Origin of the sequence: Streptomyces sp. NBC_00104 (genome assembly GCF_045160825.1) — a bacterium.
Lineage (GTDB): Bacteria > Actinomycetota > Actinomycetes > Streptomycetales > Streptomycetaceae > Streptomyces.
Genome location: NZ_CP108215.1, coordinates 7,875,570 through 7,893,669 on the forward strand (window position 1 = coordinate 7,875,570; position 18,100 = coordinate 7,893,669).

General features: G+C 70.7%; 16 protein-coding genes. 8 read left to right on the forward strand and 8 right to left on the reverse strand.

All coding sequences use genetic code 11. The annotated features are described in order from the left end of the window. Window positions 1–86: 86 nt before the first annotated feature. On the reverse strand, window positions 87–584 hold the full coding sequence (locus OG272_RS34685; protein ID WP_327727673.1) for a hypothetical protein: 498 nt from the start codon (window positions 582–584) through the stop codon (window positions 87–89). A 222-nt stretch (window positions 585–806) separates the two neighbouring features. On the opposite strand from OG272_RS34685, the gene OG272_RS34690 reads away from it, so the two are divergent. Then, window positions 807–971: a hypothetical protein gene (locus tag OG272_RS34690; RefSeq protein WP_327727672.1), complete on the forward strand. Its 165-nt coding sequence runs from the start codon at window positions 807–809 to the stop codon at window positions 969–971. A gap of 304 nt (window positions 972–1,275) precedes the next feature. Next, complete coding sequence (locus OG272_RS34695) at window positions 1,276–2,655, forward strand: hypothetical protein (RefSeq protein ID WP_405895470.1); 1,380 nt, start codon at window positions 1,276–1,278, stop codon at window positions 2,653–2,655. 94 nt (window positions 2,656–2,749) lie between these two features. Here the strand turns inward: OG272_RS34695 and OG272_RS34700 are convergent, their stop codons facing one another. After that, complete coding sequence (locus OG272_RS34700; protein WP_327727670.1) at window positions 2,750–3,532, reverse strand: serine protease; 783 nt, start codon at window positions 3,530–3,532, stop codon at window positions 2,750–2,752. A gap of 253 nt (window positions 3,533–3,785) precedes the next feature. Here OG272_RS34700 and OG272_RS34705 point away from each other — a divergent pair, with 253 nt between their 5' ends. From OG272_RS34705 to OG272_RS34715, 3 genes are all read left to right on the forward strand, one after another. After that, on the forward strand, window positions 3,786–4,658 hold the full coding sequence (locus OG272_RS34705) for an aminoglycoside phosphotransferase family protein (protein WP_405895471.1): 873 nt from the start codon (window positions 3,786–3,788) through the stop codon (window positions 4,656–4,658). Window positions 4,659–4,764: 106 nt separating this feature from the next. Beyond that, on the forward strand, window positions 4,765–5,346 hold the full coding sequence (locus OG272_RS34710) for a YdeI/OmpD-associated family protein (protein WP_327727668.1): 582 nt from the start codon (window positions 4,765–4,767) through the stop codon (window positions 5,344–5,346). A gap of 96 nt (window positions 5,347–5,442) precedes the next feature. Then, window positions 5,443–6,285, forward strand: a complete 843-nt coding sequence (locus tag OG272_RS34715; protein ID WP_327727667.1) for a hypothetical protein — start codon at window positions 5,443–5,445, stop codon at window positions 6,283–6,285. A 51-nt stretch (window positions 6,286–6,336) separates the two neighbouring features. Here the strand turns inward: OG272_RS34715 and OG272_RS34720 are convergent, their stop codons facing one another. Beyond that, entirely contained in the window at window positions 6,337–7,290 is a 954-nt protein-coding gene (locus OG272_RS34720) for an IS481 family transposase (protein ID WP_405894876.1), read from the reverse strand. 369 nt (window positions 7,291–7,659) lie between these two features. Beyond that, window positions 7,660–8,280, reverse strand: coding sequence for a YceI family protein (locus OG272_RS34725; RefSeq protein WP_326577017.1), 621 nt, complete (start codon window positions 8,278–8,280; stop codon window positions 7,660–7,662). A 157-nt stretch (window positions 8,281–8,437) separates the two neighbouring features. Here OG272_RS34725 and OG272_RS34730 point away from each other — a divergent pair, with 157 nt between their 5' ends. From OG272_RS34730 to OG272_RS34740, 3 genes are all read left to right on the forward strand, one after another. Continuing rightward, window positions 8,438–10,819 (forward strand): polysaccharide lyase 8 family protein, encoded by a 2,382-nt coding sequence (locus tag OG272_RS34730; protein ID WP_327727666.1) that lies wholly within the window; start codon window positions 8,438–8,440, stop codon window positions 10,817–10,819. Between the two features lie 165 nt (window positions 10,820–10,984). Further along, window positions 10,985–12,568, forward strand: a complete 1,584-nt coding sequence (locus OG272_RS34735; RefSeq protein WP_326577013.1) for an acyl-CoA carboxylase subunit beta — start codon at window positions 10,985–10,987, stop codon at window positions 12,566–12,568. A gap of 57 nt (window positions 12,569–12,625) precedes the next feature. Beyond that, window positions 12,626–12,817 carry an acyl-CoA carboxylase epsilon subunit gene (locus OG272_RS34740; RefSeq protein ID WP_257567317.1) on the forward strand — a complete coding sequence of 64 codons (192 nt, stop codon included), beginning with the start codon at window positions 12,626–12,628 and terminating at the stop codon, window positions 12,815–12,817. Window positions 12,818–13,131: 314 nt separating this feature from the next. Here the strand turns inward: OG272_RS34740 and OG272_RS34745 are convergent, their stop codons facing one another. The 4 genes from OG272_RS34745 to OG272_RS34760 all read right to left on the reverse strand — a co-directional run bounded on the left by OG272_RS34745 (window position 13,132) and on the right by OG272_RS34760 (window position 18,007). Continuing rightward, complete coding sequence (locus OG272_RS34745) at window positions 13,132–13,713, reverse strand: ATP/GTP-binding protein (protein WP_013000463.1); 582 nt, start codon at window positions 13,711–13,713, stop codon at window positions 13,132–13,134. Beyond that, entirely contained in the window at window positions 13,694–14,263 is a 570-nt protein-coding gene (locus tag OG272_RS34750; RefSeq protein WP_327727665.1) for a DUF742 domain-containing protein, read from the reverse strand. Before OG272_RS34750 ends, OG272_RS34745 begins: the two co-directional genes overlap by 20 nt. 98 nt (window positions 14,264–14,361) lie before the next feature. Then, window positions 14,362–14,775, reverse strand: coding sequence for a roadblock/LC7 domain-containing protein (locus tag OG272_RS34755; RefSeq protein ID WP_037781109.1), 414 nt, complete (start codon window positions 14,773–14,775; stop codon window positions 14,362–14,364). Between the two features lie 10 nt (window positions 14,776–14,785). After that, complete coding sequence (locus OG272_RS34760; protein WP_328224084.1) at window positions 14,786–18,007, reverse strand: nitrate- and nitrite sensing domain-containing protein; 3,222 nt, start codon at window positions 18,005–18,007, stop codon at window positions 14,786–14,788. Between the last annotated feature and the right edge of the window lie 93 nt (window positions 18,008–18,100).

Below are 18,100 nucleotides of genomic sequence, written 5' to 3' on the forward strand. Positions count from 1 at the left end.
GGCGGGCTGGGGTGCGTGGGCGGCCGCGGGTGGTGTGGCTGCTCGCGCCCACCCGCACCCGCCGGCGCACCCCTTCGGCGGAGCCGTCAGCACGACTCCTCCGCGACCTTCTCGAACTCCTCGACGCTCATCGCCCGGTCGTCCGCCCAGACCTGCCCCCGCTTCAGCCGCCCGAGATCGGCCGTGGTGAACGTGACCGCGCCGTTGGCGTAGTCGTCGGTCTGGTCATGGAAGACGAACGTGTAGGTGTGGCCCGACAGGAGCCGCTGCTCGCCCGCTTCCTTGGCCCCCCACGCCGCCGGCGGCGAGAAGAGCGGGAACTCCGCGTCCCCCGACCACTCGCCGTCCGTCTCCCAGACCGTGGTGTCCGTCTCGTCCTCGCTCGGCTCGTCCTCGGAGGAACCGGCCCAGCCCGAGAACGTCGGCCCCACGTAGGGGTCGTCCTCGCAGGGCCGGATCAGCACCCGAGGCGCCCCGTCCGCGTCCACCGTCACGGCCGCGAGCGGCAGTTCGAGCGCCGTGCAGCCGCTCAACAGCACGGCCCCGCCCACCGCACCCAGCACCGCGAGAACTCTCCGCAGCATCACGCTCGCCCCCCGTAACCCTCTCGCACTACCTGACCCGAACCCCTCCCGAACGGTTGTACAGCCGTCCTGCCGCCTGCCCAAGTCGACAGTCGGCTCCCATCAAGTCACAAAGGGGAAACGGGAGTTGAACGCGGTGTCTCGGCCGCTCCGCTGTCCGGCCCGATCCCGCTGTCGTTCGCCCCTCCCACGGCGACGGCGACGGCGGCCGCACCCGCGAACGTGACCGCCGACGCCACGGCGTACCCCGTGGCCGAGGGTGGCACGGCCCAGGTCCGCGTCATCGTCACCGGCACGGTCGACAGCCCCGTCCCCGTGACGCACCGAACGGCCGCCTGCGCCGACCACCGGCCGGCTCCCCGTCACGTGGCCGACGCCAAAGGCTGAGCCGCCGATCAACGTCGCCGCCCCGTCGTACGACCCGCGGTTCCCGTACGAGGCGGGCCTGACGGCGAAGGGGGCGGCACCCGAGCGCGGGATGCACGCCGCGGTGATCGAGGCACGGTGACGGGTGCGGCGGAGCACGGCGACGGGTGCGGCGGACGGTGGGCCAGGGCGTCCGGATGACGGAGGCGGTCGCGAAACCCTTGGCGCAGCTTTTCGGCTCCCAGCCGACGGACGGCGGCTCGCGCCGACGAATGGGCGGCGGCTCAGTGTCCGTTTTCCGGCCGATCGAGGTAGCTTCGAAGGTATGAAGGGCGCATCGGTCCGACGTCTGCTCCGCCTCCTCATGCTGCCGCTCGCCGCGCTGGCGCTGGCGGCCCTGGCGGTGCTGTCGGTCGGTGCGCCGGGCGCGCACGCGGCCACCGACGTCTCCACGGTGGCCGCGGCCCTGCGCGACAGCCCCGTCTACGTCGACCCGGCCGCCTCCGACCTGCTCTCCTCGGCGGACGCCGAAGCCCTCGCCGACAAGATCGAGGACGCGGACGAGCCGATCTTCGTGGCCGTCCTCCCCGCCGACCAGCCGGCCCAGAACCTCTTCCGGAACCTCCGCACCGAGACCGGTGTGACCGGCCTGTACGCCGTCCGCCTCGGTGACCGCTTCGACGCCCGCGCCGACAGCAGCGTGCTGAGCCCCCAGACCGTGGAGAATCTGGTCACGGCGGTCCAGGGCGCGGGCGACCCGAAGGCCCAGCTCAACGACTTCGTGGACGACGCCCTGCGCAGCAACCCCGGCGGCACGGCCCCCTCCAGCTGGAGCGACGGCGGCGACGAGGGCGTGGACGCGGGCGCCCTCGCCGCGACGGGTGCGGTCGTGGCGGCGGGCGGCGTGGGCGCGTACGCGCTGGTCCGCCGGAGCCGCCGCAAGAAGGAGGAGGAACGCCGCGCGGCGCTGGCCAAGCTCGCCGTGGTGGTGGACGAGGACATCACCGCCTTCGGCGAGGAGCTGGAGCGCTTGGACTTCCACCCCGCCGAGGCGGGCGCCGACGACGCGATGCGCGCCGACTACGAACGGGCCCTGGACGCGTACGAGAAGGCCAAGTCGCTCATGGCCGCGACCACCCGCCCCGAGGAGGTCCGCGCGGTCACCCAGACCCTGGAGGACGGCCGCTTCTCCCTCGCCCAGCTCGCCGCCCGCAGAGAGGGCCGCCCGCTCCCCGAACGCCGCGCCCCCTGCTTCTTCGACCCCCGCCACGGCCCCTCGGTCGCGGACGTCCCCTGGACCCCGGGCGTCGGCGCCGAACGCGAGGTCCCGGTCTGCGCTGCCGACCAGGCCCGCCTCGCCGACGGCCGGGACCCCATGATCCGCGAGGTCGAGACGGTGTCCGGTGGGCGTCGCCCGTACTGGGACGCCGGCCCCGCCTACGGCCCCTGGGCAGGCGGCTACTACGGCGGCGGCCTCCTCCCCGGCCTCCTCGTCGGCACGATGCTCGGCAGCATGATGGCCACCCCCTCCTACGCGGCCATGTACGGCTCGGGCTACGGCGACTTCGGCGCGGCCTCCGGCTACGACGGCGGTGACGTCTCGGGCGGCGACTTCAACACGGACGACTTCTCCGGCGGGTTCGGCGGCGGCGACTTCGGCGGTGGCGGCGACTTCGGGGGCGGCGGGGACTTCGGCGGCTTCTGACGGTCCGGCCCGCCGAGGGCACGCATGAGCACGGGTCCGGCGCTGAGCGGCGCCGGACCCGTGGACGTCGTACGCGGTGGTGCGAGGACCTCGCTCAGAGAGTGGCCGCGGCCGAGGCGATCTGGGACGCGAAGGTGGACACCTCGGTGTAGACACCGGGCGCGTTGGGCCGGGCGCAGCCGATGCCCCAGCTGACGATGCCGACCTGGACCCACTCGTTGGCGTTGTCCCGGCGGAACATCGGGCCACCGGAGTCGCCCTGGCAGGTGTCGACGCCGCCCGAGGCGAGCCCGGCGCAGATCTCCTCGCTCGCGATGAGCCCGCTGTAGCCGCTGTACGAACGGCAGGTCGCGTCGCTCACGAACGGCACGGTCGCCTTGAGCAGGTAACGCTGCTGCGAGCCGCCCTCGGTGGCCGCGCCCCAGCCGGCGACCGTGAAGGTGCCGGTGTTGTACGCCGTGGACGTGGCGATCTTCAGCGTCGGGAGGTTGATGGGCGAGGCCAGCTTGATGAGGGCCCAGTCCTTGCCGTCGCCGTTGTAGCCGGGGGCCCGGTACACCTTGGTCGAGCGGACCTGGACCCGGCCGCTGGTGTTCTGGAGGTCCACGACGCCGGCCGTGGCCGTGTAGCTGGTGTTGTTGCCGGTCGCGCCCACACAGTGCGCGGCCGTGAGCACGATCTGCTGCGTGTACAGCGCGCCGCCACAGCCCATCGACAACCGGACCATGAACGGGAACTCGCCCTGCGCGGCCCGCGTTCCGCCGACCACAGGCGCCGGCGCGGCCTCCGCCGCCGACACGGGCTGCAGGCTGGCGATCGCGAGCGCGGCGGCACCGACAGCCGCACATCTCTTCAGAGCGGTGATGAGTCGCTTCAACGTGATGCCTTCCGTGGGGGGTTGACATGCGATGACCCGTACAACCGAACCGCAGACATGACGCAGGCATGCCAATGAGGCGCCAAGAAATCACCCTCGATGGCATGCCCAGGTCAATTTCTGTTGCAGGATTATGAGAACGCCGAAAGTCCCCGCACAAGAGGCGCGATCCAGCCAGCCTCACGTCCGGCTCGCGTACCGCTCCCGCCAAAAGGGCGTGCGGCGGCCTCTAAGGTGCGCGCACACTGACCTGATGATCGACATCACCCCGGACCTCGTCCGCGCCCTGATCTCGGCCCAGTTCCCCGAGTGGAGCGAGCTGTCCGTCAGGCCCGTCGACCGGCAGGGCTGGGACAATCGCACTTTCAGGCTCGGCGACGAACTGACGGTCCGGCTGCCCAGTGCGGAGGGCTATGTGGCCGCCGTGGCGAAGGAGGACCGTTGTCTGCCCGCGCTGGCCCGGCATCTGCCGTTGCCCGTGCCGGAGCCGGTCGCCGTCGGGAGGCCGGGGGAGGGATACCCGTTCCCGTGGTCGGTGCGCAGGTGGCTCCCGGGGGACACGGTCGAGGTCGCGACGGGCGTCGACCGCACCCGACTCGCCCGCGATCTCGGCGACTTCCTGACCGAACTGCGCGAGGCCCCGCGCGGACGGGGACCGGCGGCCGGGCGGCACTCGTACTTCCGCGGCTGCCATCCCAGCGTGTACGGCGACGAGGCAGAGGCGGCCCTGGAGCGGCTGAGGGACGTCGTCGACGTCGCCGGCTGCCGGGCCGTCTGGGCGGACGCCCTGACCTCCGCCTGGCCATCGGCTCCGACGTGGTTCCACGGTGACGTCGCCGTCGGCAATCTCCTCGCCACGGACGGCACCCTCTGCGCCGTCATCGACTTCGGCTCCTCCGGTGTCGGCGACCCCGCCTGCGACCTCGTCATCGCCTGGAACCACTTCACCGGCGAGGAACGGAAGGTCTTCCGCGAGGCCGTCGGCCTGCCCGACGACGCCTGGCGACGGGCACGCGGCTGGGCGCTGTGGAAGGCGCTGGCGACCACGGCGGGGCTGTCCGGCCCCGACCCGGAGGGACGGCAGCGCCGGGTGCTCGACCGGGTACTGGAGGACGCGGTCGCATAGGACAGGAAGCGACTCGTACAGGACGGGAACCGACTCATAGAGGACGGGACAGGAAGCGACTCGTATAGGACAGAAGACGACCTAATGCAGGCCTACCGTGCGGAGCATGACCCTCCCCGAAGGCACGGAAGCCCGCGCGTTCCCCGACGTCGACCACCTCGACGCCTGGCTGACCACCCACCCCGCCCCACCCTCCGGCGGCCTGTGGGTCAAGGTCGCCAAGAAGGGGACCGGGATCCGTTCCGTCGGCGCAGGTGAGGTCAACGACGTGGCCCTCTGCCACGGCTGGATCACGGGTCACCGGCGACGCCTCGACGAGTCGTACTTCCTGCAGCGGATCACCCCGCGCCGGCCGGGCGGTGACTGGTCGATGGTGAACGTGCGGCGTGTGGGGGAGTTGACCGCCGCCGGACGCATGCGGCCCGGCGGTCTCGCGGAGGTGGCCTCGGCGAAGGCGGACGGACGCTGGGCGGCGGCGTACGCGTCGCAGAAGGAGGCCGGCGTGCCGGAGGACCTGACGGCGGCACTCGACGGCAACCCCCGGGCCCGGCAGGCCTTCGAGAGGCTGGGGAAGACGGACCGGTATCTCGTCGTGCTGGGGCTGCTCAAGGCCCGGACGCCGCACACCCGGGCCGCTCGCCTGCGGACGGCGCTCGCCGGGCTGGAGACCGGGCCGGACCGGACCTGAACCGTTCGGACGCCTGCGGACCGCTGTCGCCGCCGGGGAGGCCGACGGCCGATGATGCTCCTACTGCTGTCAGACCCTCGTGCCACACTCCGTCGCATGTCTCCCGGCTCTCCCGACGCTTCCGACCTGCCCGCCTCCCCCGCCCTCGCCGCACTCACCCTCGACCGATGGCGCTCCTTCGACCCGGCCACCGCGCGACGCGTCGCCGACGAGGCCGCGCACCTGGTGCACGGCCGGCTGATCGGCGTCGAGACGGTCGAGCACCTCGGCGGGCCCCTCCACCGCGCGCGGATCGAGCGGGACGGGCAGGAGTTCGCCCTGATACCCGGCGGCCGGGTGATCCTCGGCTTCGACCCGGAGACCTGGCGGCCGACGGCCGAGCAGGCCGCCGACTACGCCGCCAGCCAGGAACAGGGCTTCGGATACGGCGCCGATCTGAGGGAGCATCTCGCCCGCATGCTCAGCCCGCTCCGCACCGTCGTCCTGGACACCGTGCTCATGGCGGTGGAGGGTGAACCACTGACCGAACCGCCCGCCGACATGCCGGCCGTCCTCGCGGCGCGCGGACTGCGCATGCCGAGCTCCGACGAGTGGGAGCACGCCTGCGGAGCCGGGTCCGGCACCCTCTTCCGGTGGGGCGACGACTGCCCTCTCGACCGCATCCCGTACGGAGACCGCACCGGCCCCCACAACGAGCCGAACGCCTTCGGCCTGCGTATCGCCCACGACACCTACAGCGCCGAGATCACCGGCGACACCACGGAGGTCCGCGGTGGAGACGGCGGCGAGTCGGTCTGCGGCGGATACGGTCACCTGCTGGCGTGGCTGCCCCTGGCCACCGCACACATCCACCCCGACATGGCCGAGTTCGTGTACGGCGAGGACGGCGACGACCTCTATGACGACTTCACCGTCCGCCCGGTTCTCGCTTTCCCGTAGCGCTCCCGTAGCGCTCCCGTAGCGCTCCCGTAGCGCTCCCGTAGCGCTCCCCTAGCTGTATTGCCCTGTGAGGTTGGGGACGCGGCTGGCGGGTGGTTTGCCTGCGAGCGCGGTGTGTCCGCGGTGGTGATTGTAGGTGTGCAGCCAGTCGGGGAAGGCGTCGCGTCGTTCGGCTTCTGAGCGGTAGGGGCGGGCGTAGGCCCACTCGTCGAGCAGGGTGCGGTTGAAGCGTTCGACCTTGCCGTTCGTCTGCGGCCGGTAGGGCCGGGTTCGCTTGTGGGTGATCCCGGCCGTGGTGAGCAGGTCGCGCCAGTCGCGTGAGCGGTAGCAGGAGCCGTTGTCGGTCAGGACGCGTTCGACGGTGATCCCGCACGCCGTGAAGAACGCCTGGGCGCGGGTCCAGAAGCCGGTGGCGGTCTCTTTCTTCTCGTCGGTGAGGATCTCGCTGTAGGCGAGGCGGGAGTGGTCGTCGACGGCGGTGTGCAGGTAGCTGTAGCCGGCGTTCGAGCGGGTCTTGCGGCCCGCTTGGCGGCCCAGGATCTTGTGTCCGCCGCCGTCGGGGATGTTGCCGAGCTTCTTGATGTCGACGTGCACCAGCTCGCCTGGCCTGTCGCGTTCGTAGCGGCGTATGACACGGCCGGTGGTCCGGTCCAGGTGCGTCAGGCGGGCCAGCCGGTAGCGGGTGAGCACGCGGTGCACGGTCGAGGGCACCAGGCCGAGCAGGTGCGCGATGCGGGCCGGTCCCCAGCGGCGCAGCACGCGGACCTTGATGATCCGCCGTTCTGTGCGGGTCGGGGTGCGGCGCGGGCTGGAGTGGGGACGGCTGGAGCGGTCGGCCATGCCTGCCTCGCCGAGTCGGCGGTAGCGGTCGGCCCAGCGCCGGGCGGTGGTCGGCGAGACCTGGAAGCGTTCGGCGGCCCGGCGCAGGGGCCAGCCGTCCTCGACCACGCAGCGGGCCAGACGCAGACGGCCGGTCTCGGTCAGGGGTGCATTACGGTGGGGCACGAGGGCCTTTCTGTTGCTGGTGCAGATGTCGCAATCCACACCAGGCCAGAAGGCCCTCACCCATTTCAAGATCAATCAGCCGTGATCCCTGTCACCGTCCACAACCTCCCGGGACAGAACACCTAGCGCTCCCAGGAGCGGCCGGCCGGGACACCGCTGGGGCCCTGAACGAGCCGCCCGCGCCCGGGTCCGGGGCCGCGTACCCACCGCACCTCCTGGAAGGTCGCTCGGTGGTCATACGGACAGAAGCCCTCGCCCGGGACCTGGACGACTCGCGCCACGGGCCCCACATCGGTGACACATGATCACGATCGGTCACGAACGATGCTGTTCGGTCATGACCGGTCGGGATCGAGCGACGGTCGAACCTCAGCCCGCGTTCCGGATCGCCGAGATGTCGAAGTTCAGCTTGATCTTGTCCGACACCAGAACGCCGCCCGTCTCCAGCGCCGCGTTCCAGGTCAGGCCCCACTCGGAGCGCAGGATCTCCGCCTTGCCCTCGAAGCCGACGCGCTCGCTGCCGAAGGGGTCCTTGGCGGCGCCGTTGAACTCCAGGTCGATGGTGAGCGGCTTGGTCGTGCCGAGGATGGAGAGGTCGCCGGTGATGCGGTAGTCGTCGCCCCCGAGGGCCTCCACCTCCGTGGAGCGGAAGGTCATCGTCGGGAACTCGTCCGTCTTGAAGAAGTCCGCGCTCTTCAGGTGGCCGTCACGGTCGGCGTTGCCGGTGTCGATGCTCTCCATCGTGACGTCCAGGGAGGCGGTGGACCGGGACGGGTCCGAGCCGTCCAGGTGCAGGCTGCCGGAGAAGTCCCGGAACCCGCCCTTGACGTTGGTGACCATGGCGTGGCGCGCCACGAAACCGATCGTGGTGTGGGCCGCGTCGATCGTGTAGTCACCGGTCAGTGCGGCCAGTTCGGGGTTCACCGCGGAGGGGGTCGCCGAGGCTGCGGCGGTCTCGGTGGTCGTGTCGTTGCGGCCGAAGATGCCCATGACGTACTCCTTGAGTGATTTCGTTCAATGTTCAACGAACTGAACACGGCTCACCGTAGCCCTATTCCGTTCAAGTTTCAACCTTATCGCGGCGTGATCCGGCGTGATCGCCGTGTCACGCACTGTTGATCCCGCCGAAGGCGAGATGATACACGGCATGAGCATGACCCCCACCCGCCGTACCGTCCTGCTCCTCGCCGCGGCCCTGACGGCGGCCACCCCCTCCGCGTACCCCGGATCCACCGCGCATGCCGCCCAGGCCGCCGACCCGTACGACAGCCTTCGCCGCCGCTGGCTGACCATCGCGCTCGGCACCGGCTACGACCCCACCGCCGAGCCCTACGCCACCCGCCTGCGCGAGACCGGAGACCTCGCCCACGCGTTCCGCGCGGCCATGGCGCCCACCGCCGGCTCCCTCTGGCCGGGCCACCCCTTCGACCCGCCCACCGGAATCACCCAGAGCTACAGCCGCCTGTGGACCATGGCCCAGGCGTACGCGCAGCCGGGCACCGGCTCGACGGGCGACACCGCCCTCCTCACGGACGTCCTGCGCGGCCTCGACCACCTCACCGCGACCGTCTACAACCCCTCCACCACCCGCTACGGCAACTGGTGGGAGTGGCAGATCGGCAGCCCACGCCTCCTGCTGGACATCGTCGCCGCCCTGTACGACGAGCTGACACCCGCTCGCCGGGCCGACGCCTGCGCGGCGGTCGACCACTTCATCCCCGACTCGACGCTCCGCGAGTACACCGGCACCTCCACCGGCGCCAACCGCGTCGACCTCTGCCGCTCCGTGGCCCTGCGCGGCATCCTCGGCCGCGCCCCCGAGAAGATCGCCCTCGCCAGGGACGCCCTCTCGCCCGTCTTCCCGTACGTCACCCGCGGGGACGGGCTGTACGCCGACGGCTCGTTCGTGCAGCACACCTGGGTCGCCTATTCGGGGACGTACGGGCAGGTCATGCTCGACGGACTGGGGAGACTCTTCGCGCTGCTGGCCGGGTCGGCCTGGGAGGTGACCGATCCGAACAGGCAGATCGTCCTCGACGGTGTCGAGCGGGCGTACGCACCGCTCATCCATGACGGCCTGGTCATGGACAGCGTCAACGGCCGTGCCATCAGCCGGGGTTACCTGAAGGGCGACGACCGGCACATCATGCGGAGCGACCACTTCCACGGTCAGGGGATCATCGCCGCCATCGCGCTGCTCGCGCTCGGGGCCACCGCCGCCGAGCGGGAGCGGTGGCACGGGCGCATCAAGGGGTGGATCGAACGCGACACGGTGACCCCGATCCTCACGGCGAAGCAGTTCGGTGTCGCGGACCTGGCCCGGCTGCACGCCGTCGCCGACTCCCCGGTCGCCGCCGCGCCCGAACCCGTCGGCCACCGCCTCTTCGCCGCCATGGACAGAGCCGTCCACCGCCGCCCGGGCTTCGCGGTCAACATCGCCATGGCCTCCGACCGCATCGCCCACTACGAGTGCGGCAACGGCGAGAACCCCCGCGGCTGGCACACGGGCGCGGGGACGACCCTCTGGTGGGCCGAGGGGCACGGCGACCAGTACACGAACTGGTTCTGGCCCACCGTCGACTGGTACCGCCTCCCCGGCACGACCGTCTCCACCAAACGGCTCGCCGACAAGGAGGGCGGCGAATGGGGCGCGCCGAAGCCCGCGGTCCGGTGGGTCGGCGGCACCACGGACGGCGAGTACGCGGCGATCGGCCAGCACCTCGAAGGGCTCGGCTCCACGCTCCGGGCCCGCAAGTCGTGGTTCTGCGTCGCAGACGCCGTCATCTGCCTGGGGGCCGACATCAGCTGCACGGACGGGATGCCGGTGGAGACGGTCGTCGACAACCGCAACCTGGGGGAGGCCGGCGACGGGGCACCGCAGCCCCTCGTGCGCGGCAGGCACTGGGCGTACCTGGAGGGCCACGGGGGCTGGGTCTTCCCGGACGACGCGCCGGACGACGCGCCGGGCGGCCCGTCGTCCGGCGGCGCCCTGCGCACCCTGCGCGAGGACCGCACCGGCGCCTGGTCCGACATCAACACCACGAGCACGACCGAACGCCGCACCCGGCGCTGGCAGACCCTCTGGCTGGACCACGGCACCGATCCGGTGAACGCCGGCTACGCCTATCTGCTCATGCCCGGAGCCTCCCGCCACGCCGTCGCGGCCCGTGCCGCCGATCGGAGCTGGTTGTCGATCTTCGCCAATGACGGCGTGTGCCAGGCCGTCCACGTGCCCTCGCTCGGTCTGACGGCCGCCAACTTCTGGCAGTCCGGTACGGCGGGCCCGCTGACCGCCTCCGCCGGGGCGAGCGTGCTGCTGCGCCGCCGGGGGCGGACCGCTACCCTCTGCGTGAGCGAACCGCCGCGCACGGGCGGGCCGGTGGAGATCACATGGCGCGGACCGCTCCGTACGGTGGTCAGGGCGGACGACCCGGTCGAGGTGCTGGAGTCGACGGCCGGCCGGCTACGCCTCCGCGTCACCCCCGGCACGGCCTGCGCCACGCACACCTGTGACCTGACTCTCGCCTGAGCGGACCCAGGGGTCTTTGTGTGACTCCTACAAGCCCCACACCCCCTGAGCAGTCGGTTCGGCTGTATGCCGACGAGGTTCTGTTCAGGGGCACCAGGAAAACACGCCGGAGACTGTACGGAGTCGACGGACCGCTTTCCTGGGTCAACTTCGTAAGGTCACTACATGACCGTTTTGGATGAGGCACCGGGTGAGCCGACGGACGCGCGCGGGCGAGTGGCCGAGCTGCACGAGATTCGTGCCCAGGCGTTGGCCGGTCCCAGCGAGAAGGCGACCGAGGCGCAGCATGCCAAGGGCAAGCTGACCTCCCGGGAGCGCATCGAGCTGCTGCTGGACCCGGGCTCCTTCAACGAGGTCGAGCAGCTGCGCCGGCACCGGGCCACCGGATTCGGTCTGGAGGCCAAGAAGCCGTACACCGACGGTGTCGTCACCGGCTGGGGCACGGTGGAGGGCCGTACGGTCTTCGTCTACGCCCATGACTTCCGTATCTTCGGCGGTGCCCTCGGCGAGGCCCACGCCACGAAGATCCACAAGATCATGGACATGGCCATCGCGGCCGGCGCTCCGCTCGTCTCGCTCAACGACGGCGCGGGCGCCCGTATCCAGGAGGGCGTCTCCGCCCTCGCCGGGTACGGCGGCATCTTCCAGCGCAACACCAGGGCGTCCGGTGTCATCCCGCAGATCAGCGTGATGCTCGGCCCGTGCGCGGGCGGCGCGGCCTACAGCCCCGCCCTCACGGACTTCGTGTTCATGGTCCGCGAGACGTCGCAGATGTTCATCACGGGCCCGGACGTCGTCAAGGCGGTCACCGGCGAGGAGATCACCCAGAACGGCCTCGGTGGCGCGGACGTGCACGCCGAGACCAGCGGCGTGGCCCACTTCGCCTACGACGACGAGGAGACATGCATCGCCGAGGTGCGCTACCTCCTGTCGATGCTTCCGCAGAACAACCGCGAGAACCCGCCGCGCGTGGAGCCCTCCGACGCGGCGGACCGCCGCGGCGACGTCCTCCTCGACCTGGTCCCGGCCGACGGCAACCGGCCGTACGACATGACCAAGGTCATCGAGGAGATCGTCGACGACGGCGACTACCTGGAGGTCCACGAGCGCTGGGCCCGCAACATCATCTGCGCGCTGGGTCGTCTCGACGGCCAGGTGGTCGGCATCGTCGCCAACCAGCCGCAGTCCCTCGCGGGCGTCCTGGACATCGAGGCCTCGGAAAAAGCTGCACGTTTTGTCCAGATGTGCGACGCTTTTAACATTCCGATCATCACGCTGCTGGATGTCCCCGGGTTCCTCCCGGGCGTCGACCAGGAGCACGGCGGAATCATCCGCCACGGCGCGAAGCTGTTGTACGCGTACTGCAACGCGACCGTGCCCCGGATCTCCCTCATCCTGCGCAAGGCGTACGGAGGTGCCTACATCGTCATGGACAGCCAGTCCATCGGCGCCGACCTCACCTACGCGTGGCCGACCAACGAGATCGCCGTCATGGGCGCCGAAGGTGCCGCCAACGTCATCTTCCGTCGGCAGATCGCCGACGCCGAGGACCCCGAGGCCATGCGGGTCCGCATGGTCAAGGAGTACAAGGCCGAGCTGATGCACCCGTACTACGCGGCCGAGCGCGGCCTCGTGGACGACGTGATCGACCCCGCGGACACCCGCGCGGTCCTCATCCGCTCCCTCGCGATGCTCCACACCAAGCACGCGGACCTGCCGTCCCGCAAGCACGGCAACCCGCCGCAGTAACCCGACGGTTCCTTCGCGGTACCCCTGCGGAAACCTCATCCACGGAGACTGACACCCATGAAGCTTCCTGATATTCGCGTCGAGAAGGGCCACGCCGAGCCGGAAGAAGTGGCCGCGATCACCGCGCTGCTCCTCGCCCGCGCCGCCGCGCAGCCGGCCGAGGCCCCGGCCCACCGGGGCCGCCCCCGCGCGGGCTGGCGCCGCCTGGAGCGCGAGCCCGGTTTCAGGGCACCGCACAGCTGGCGCTGAGGCTGCGCCGCTGAACCGTACGAAGGGGCCCCTCTCCGGCAGAGGGGCCCCTTCGTCGTGCCTGGCTCCCGATCAGCGCCGTCGTGACGTCGGATCGTCGTCGGCCGCGGGTCGTGTGTGGTTGCCCGCGCAGTTCCCCGCGCCCCTGGAAGACTCGGGCGCACCCCGTGCTTTTCAGGGGCGCGGGGACCTGCGCGAGCAACCACGACGAACCGCAAGCCGTCGAGCACGCCGCACCCGGATGGCGCTGAACACACGACGAAGGGGCCCCTCTGCGACAGAGGGGCCCCTTCGTACGGCTGAGCGCCGCAGGCCTACCGCAGGCGGGCCATGAGAGCGTGCTCGACCAGGGTGATCAGGGCGCTCTTCGCGTCCGAGCGATGCCGCGCGTCCGTCGTGATGATCGGTGTGTCAGGGCCGATCTGGAGCGCCTCGCGGACTTCGTCCGGGTTGTACGGCTGCTGGCCGTCGAAGCCGTTCAACGCGATGACGAAGGGGAGGCCGCTGTTCTCGAAGTAGTCGACGGCGGGGAAGCAGTCGGCGAGGCGGCGGGTGTCGACGAGGACGATGGCGCCGATGGCGCCGCGTACGAGGTCGTCCCACATGAACCAGAAGCGGTCCTGGCCGGGGGTGCCGAACAGGTACAGGATCAGGTCCTGGTCGAGGGTGATGCGGCCGAAGTCCATGGCGACCGTGGTGGTCGTCTTGTCTCCGGTGTGGGTGAGGTCGTCGATGCCCGCGGACGCGGACGTCATGACGGCCTCGGTACGCAGCGGGTTGATCTCCGAGACGGCCCCGACGAACGTGGTCTTGCCCACGCCGAAGCCACCCGCCACCACGATCTTCGCCGAGGTGGTGGAGCGGGAAGGACCGCCGCTAGAGCTTGCGAAGTCCACTGAGCACCCTTTCGAGCAGTGTCACGTCTGGCTGGCCGCCGGCGCTCTCGTCGCCGCCGGGCTGATGAATGGCGACCAGGCCTGCCTCCGCCAAGTCGGCGACGAGGATCCTGGCCACGCCGAGAGGGATCGTCAGGAGGGCCGAGATCTCGGCCACCGACTTGATTTCCCGGCAGAGGTTGCAGATCCGCTGATGCTCGGGCAACTGGCCCTGCATCTGGTGCGGCTGCGCGGTGGTGTGCACCAGCGCCTCGATGGCGAGCTGGTAGCGCGGCCTGGTGCGGCCGCCTGTCATGGCGTACGGGCGCACCAGGGGGTTGTGCGACGCCCCGGCGGGCGACGGCTCAGGGGTGCGGCGTTGCGGCTGCACGGGCTGGATGCGCGGCGCCGGCGGCTGGTCGTACGGCGAAGGGCCGGGGCCCTGCGGTGTGTACGGCTGCTGACGGCTGGGTGCGGAGGGGAAGTTGTACCGGTTCTGGTCACCCTGGCCCGGCCCCTGGCCAGGGTAGGACCAGTTGCCCGACGATGAACCGCCTGGGGGTGTTGCCACGTTCTCTCCTCCTCCGACTGTGCTGGCATCCATGGCTCATGGGAAGCCGCGTCCCGAAACCTTACGGCCCCGGGACGCCAAAACGCACCGTCTGACTGTTAGTTGAGCAGGCTGCCCTGAAGCTCCGCACGAAGATCGGGGGTCAGGACCGAACCGGCACGATCCACCAGAAGGGCCATCTCGTACCCGATGAGACCGATGTCGGCTTCCGGATGTGCGAGAACGGCGAGCGAGGAACCATCGGAAACGGACATGATGAACAGGAATCCCCGCTCCATCTCCACAACCGTCTGATTGACGCTGCCACCCTCGAAAATGCGGGACGCACCCGCGGTCAGAGAGGTCAGACCCGACGCGACGGCCGCCAGCTGATCGGCTCGGTCACGCGGAAAACCTTCGGACATCGCCAGAAGGAGTCCGTCGGCGGAGACCACCACCGTGTGCGACACCCCGGGGGTGTTGTCCACGAAATTGGTGATCAACCAGTTCAGGTTCTGCGCCGCCTGGCTCATCGGGCTCACACTAACGCTCCTGGTTGTAGGTGCTGTCAGGACCGAAGCCCTGGCCGTTCGTTTCACTGCCTGCGTTGCGCCCACGCTGCACACCCCGGCGCAGGTTGCTCAGCCTGCCCCGGACGTCCTCGGGAGCGCGGGAGATCTGTGGACCTCCCTGCGGGGTCGTCTGGGCGGCGCCTTCGACCAGGTTGGCCTTGGGCACCCGCCGCGGCAGACCGGAGGAGGTGACCCCGCCTGCCTTGGGCTTCTTCAGCTGGGAGGCCTGCTGCCAGCGCGCGTCGTTGGCCGAGCGCCAGTCGCCGTTTGGTCCCCCGGCCGTCGGCTGGTCCTGGGCCACATCCTGTCGTCCGTTCGCGGCGCCCGCGCTCGTGCCGCCCGCGCTCGCGGTGGAGCCGCGGCGGGGCAGGCCGGCGTTGGTCAGCGCGTGGCCGGCGGAAGGGGTGGATCCCGGACGGTCGAAGCCTACGCTGTCCGGCTCCTTCACGTCAGCGGCCTGCGTAGGTTCCGGTTCCGGAGCGTACTCGGAGCGGTACGCGCCCTGGTAGTCCTGCTGCTGCGGCCAGTCGTCCTGATAGGACGGCTCTTCGAAGCCCGAGTAGGTCTCCGGGGCGTTCGCGCCGGCCGCCGTGTGGCTCTCCTGGCCGGACTCCGCATAGCCGGGCTCAGGGTAACCGCCGGTGGCGGAGAACGTGTCGTTCCCGCCCGGCAGGTGCCCGTTGCCGTTCGCCGTGCCGTTGCCCTGGCCGAAGTACGCCTCGTCGTACGACGGCTGCTGCGGCTCCTCGTACGCCGTCTGCTGGTCGAACGACCGCTGCGGGTCCACGTACGCGGTCGCGCCGTTGCCGTAGGACGGCTCGGGCGCCTGGAAGTCGTCGCCGTAGCGCGGCGCCTCGCCCGCGGGCAGCTGCGGGTTCGGGTGCGCCTGGGACTCCAGGGCCGCGCGACGCTCCTCGCGCATCAGCGAACGGCCCACGGGGTCCAGGTCGCGGATGTCGTCCGGAACCTCGTAGCGGCTGTCGTCGAAGCCCAGCTCGGCGGCGGTCCGCATCGGGGCCAGGCCCGGCTGCTGGAACGAGTGCTGCTGCTCCGGGATGATCTGCGAGACCGTGAACTGGTCGGCCTGCGGCTGCTGCTGCTCGCCACCGCCACCATGGGTGATGACGTCCGGGAGCATGACCAGCGAGGTCGTACCGGCCTGCTCGCCCGAGGGACGCAGCTGGACGCGGATGCCGTGCCGGTCGGACAGCCGGCCGACCACGAAGAGACCCATGCGCTGCGAGATCGCGGCGTCCACGGTCGGCGGGTTGGCCAGCTTGTGGTTGATGTCCGCGAAGTCCTCGGCGGTGAGGCCGATGCCCTTGTCGTGGATCTCGATCATCACACGGCCGTCGGGGAGACGGGTCGCGGTGACGCGGACCTTGGTCTGCGGGGAGGAGAACGTGGTGGCGTTCTCCAGGAGCTCGGCGAGCAGGTGCACGAGGTCGGTCACGGCACGGCCGTGGATCTCGGCCTCCGGGACGCCGGAGAGCTCGATGCGCTCGTACTGCTCCACCTCGGAGGAGGCGGCGCGCAGCACGTCGACCAGCGGGACCGGCTGGTCCCAGCGGCGGCCGGGCTCCTCGCCGGCGAGGACCAGGAGGTTCTCGCCGTTGCGTCGCATACGGGTCGCCAGGTGGTCCAGCTTGAAGAGGTTCTCCAGCTGGTCCGGGTCGGCCTCGTTGTTCTCCAGGTCGGTGATCAGGGTCAGCTGGCCCTCGATCAACGACTGGTTGCGGCGCGACAGGTTGGTGAAGATCGCGTTGATGTTGCCCCGCAGCAGGGCCTGCTCGGCGGCGAGCCGGACGGCCTCGCGGTGGACCTGGTCGAAGGCGCGGGCGACTTCGCCGATCTCGTCCGTGGAGTTGATCGGGATCGGTGCCACACGGGTGTCGACGCGGCCGGGGTCGGTGCGCGAGAGCTGGTCGACCAGCATCGGCAGACGCTGCTCGGCGATGCCGAAGGCGGCGTTGCGCAGCTGGCGCATCGAGCGGCTCATCTGGCGGGCCATGATCCCGGCGATGATGAACGCGGCCAGCAGGGCGACGATGACGATGGCGCCGTTGATGTAGGCGTCGCGCTGGGCGTCGGAGGCGATCTGGCCGGCCTCGTCCACCGCGCGGTTGATCAGCTCGGTCTCGACCTCGCTGTAACCCTCGAACTTCAGGGTGGAGGCCGCCATCCAGTTCTGGTAGGTGACGCCCTGCTTCGCGAGATCCTCGGGCGAGGCGCCGCTGCCGATCGCCTGGATCATCTTCAGCATGGTGTCCGGCGGCGGGACGTAGTCGGGGTCCTTGGCCGCAGCCTCGGCGGCCTGCTTCTTGCCCTCTTCGGTCTTCTGCGCCATGACCGACTCCAGGCGAGCGGCGTCGGCCTCGGTGCCACCGGAGACGTACTCCTGTACGGCGATGTTCTCCAGGTAGGCGTATGAGGTGAACGCGGTGACCTGCCGGCGGAAGACCGCCTGGTCCTCGCTCGGGCGGACCAGCAGGTGGGTGCCGATCGAACGCTGCAGCGAGGCGGCGCCCTTGGCGAGCGTGACCGCGTAGACCGTACGGCCGTACGCGGTGATGTTGCCGGTACCGAGGCCGAGCTCGTTGGAGAACTCCGCCAGGAGGTGCTCGACGGTGACGTAGCCCTCTTCGGTCTGTACCGGGTCGGCGGCGCGGGTGAACGCGGTCTGCCGGAGCTTCTCCAGCGACGGTTCGGCCTCCTCGACCAGGCGCAGCCGGCGCTCCAGGCCCTGCCCGGACGGCATGCCCACGACCTCGGCGTGGAAGGCGTCGGCCTTCTCGTCGGTGAAGGCGCGGGCGTCCTTGACGACCTCGCTGTCGCGGTCGCCGTCCAGCAGCGGCTGGGCGGAGAGGTCGCGCTCGTTGAGCAGGGCCTCGGCGTAGATGCCGGCGGCGGCCACGATCTTGGCGACCTTCTCGGCGTCCTTGGCCTCCTGCCAGGTGTCGATCGAGCCCTTCACCTGGAAGCCGCCCATGACCAGGCCGACCAGCACGGGTATGAGGAGAATCGCGTTCAGGCGAGTGGGTACACGCCAGTTGCGGGGGGAGAGACGACTGCCGCTGGGCGCGGGAGCTGCCGTCGGCTCCGGTCCGGTCACTTGTGCGGGTGCCGCTCCGCGCGGCGGCGGGGTGAAGTTGCCCCGCGCCGACGGCTCGGGACCTTTCTTGCTTCGCCTCACTCGACCAACAACCTCTCGGCGCCGGCACCTACGTCGTGCCGCGGGTGACTCCACGCCCTAGTACGTCTTTGACTAATGGGCAGTTCAGGCATT

Coding starts and splice junctions, on each gene's coding strand:
- OG272_RS34685 (WP_327727673.1), bottom strand. CDS start 584: ATGCTGCGGAGAGTTCTCGCGGTGCTGGGTGCGGTGGGCGGGGCCGTG.
- OG272_RS34695 (WP_405895470.1), top strand. CDS start 1,276: ATGAAGGGCGCATCGGTCCGACGTCTGCTCCGCCTCCTCATGCTGCCG.
- OG272_RS34705 (WP_405895471.1), top strand. CDS start 3,786: ATGATCGACATCACCCCGGACCTCGTCCGCGCCCTGATCTCGGCCCAG.
- OG272_RS34710 (WP_327727668.1), top strand. CDS start 4,765: ATGACCCTCCCCGAAGGCACGGAAGCCCGCGCGTTCCCCGACGTCGAC.
- OG272_RS34715 (WP_327727667.1), top strand. CDS start 5,443: ATGTCTCCCGGCTCTCCCGACGCTTCCGACCTGCCCGCCTCCCCCGCC.
- OG272_RS34725 (WP_326577017.1), bottom strand. CDS start 8,280: ATGGGCATCTTCGGCCGCAACGACACGACCACCGAGACCGCCGCAGCC.
- OG272_RS34730 (WP_327727666.1), top strand. CDS start 8,438: ATGAGCATGACCCCCACCCGCCGTACCGTCCTGCTCCTCGCCGCGGCC.
- OG272_RS34735 (WP_326577013.1), top strand. CDS start 10,985: ATGACCGTTTTGGATGAGGCACCGGGTGAGCCGACGGACGCGCGCGGG.
- OG272_RS34740 (WP_257567317.1), top strand. CDS start 12,626: ATGAAGCTTCCTGATATTCGCGTCGAGAAGGGCCACGCCGAGCCGGAA.
- OG272_RS34755 (WP_037781109.1), bottom strand. CDS start 14,775: ATGAGCCAGGCGGCGCAGAACCTGAACTGGTTGATCACCAATTTCGTG.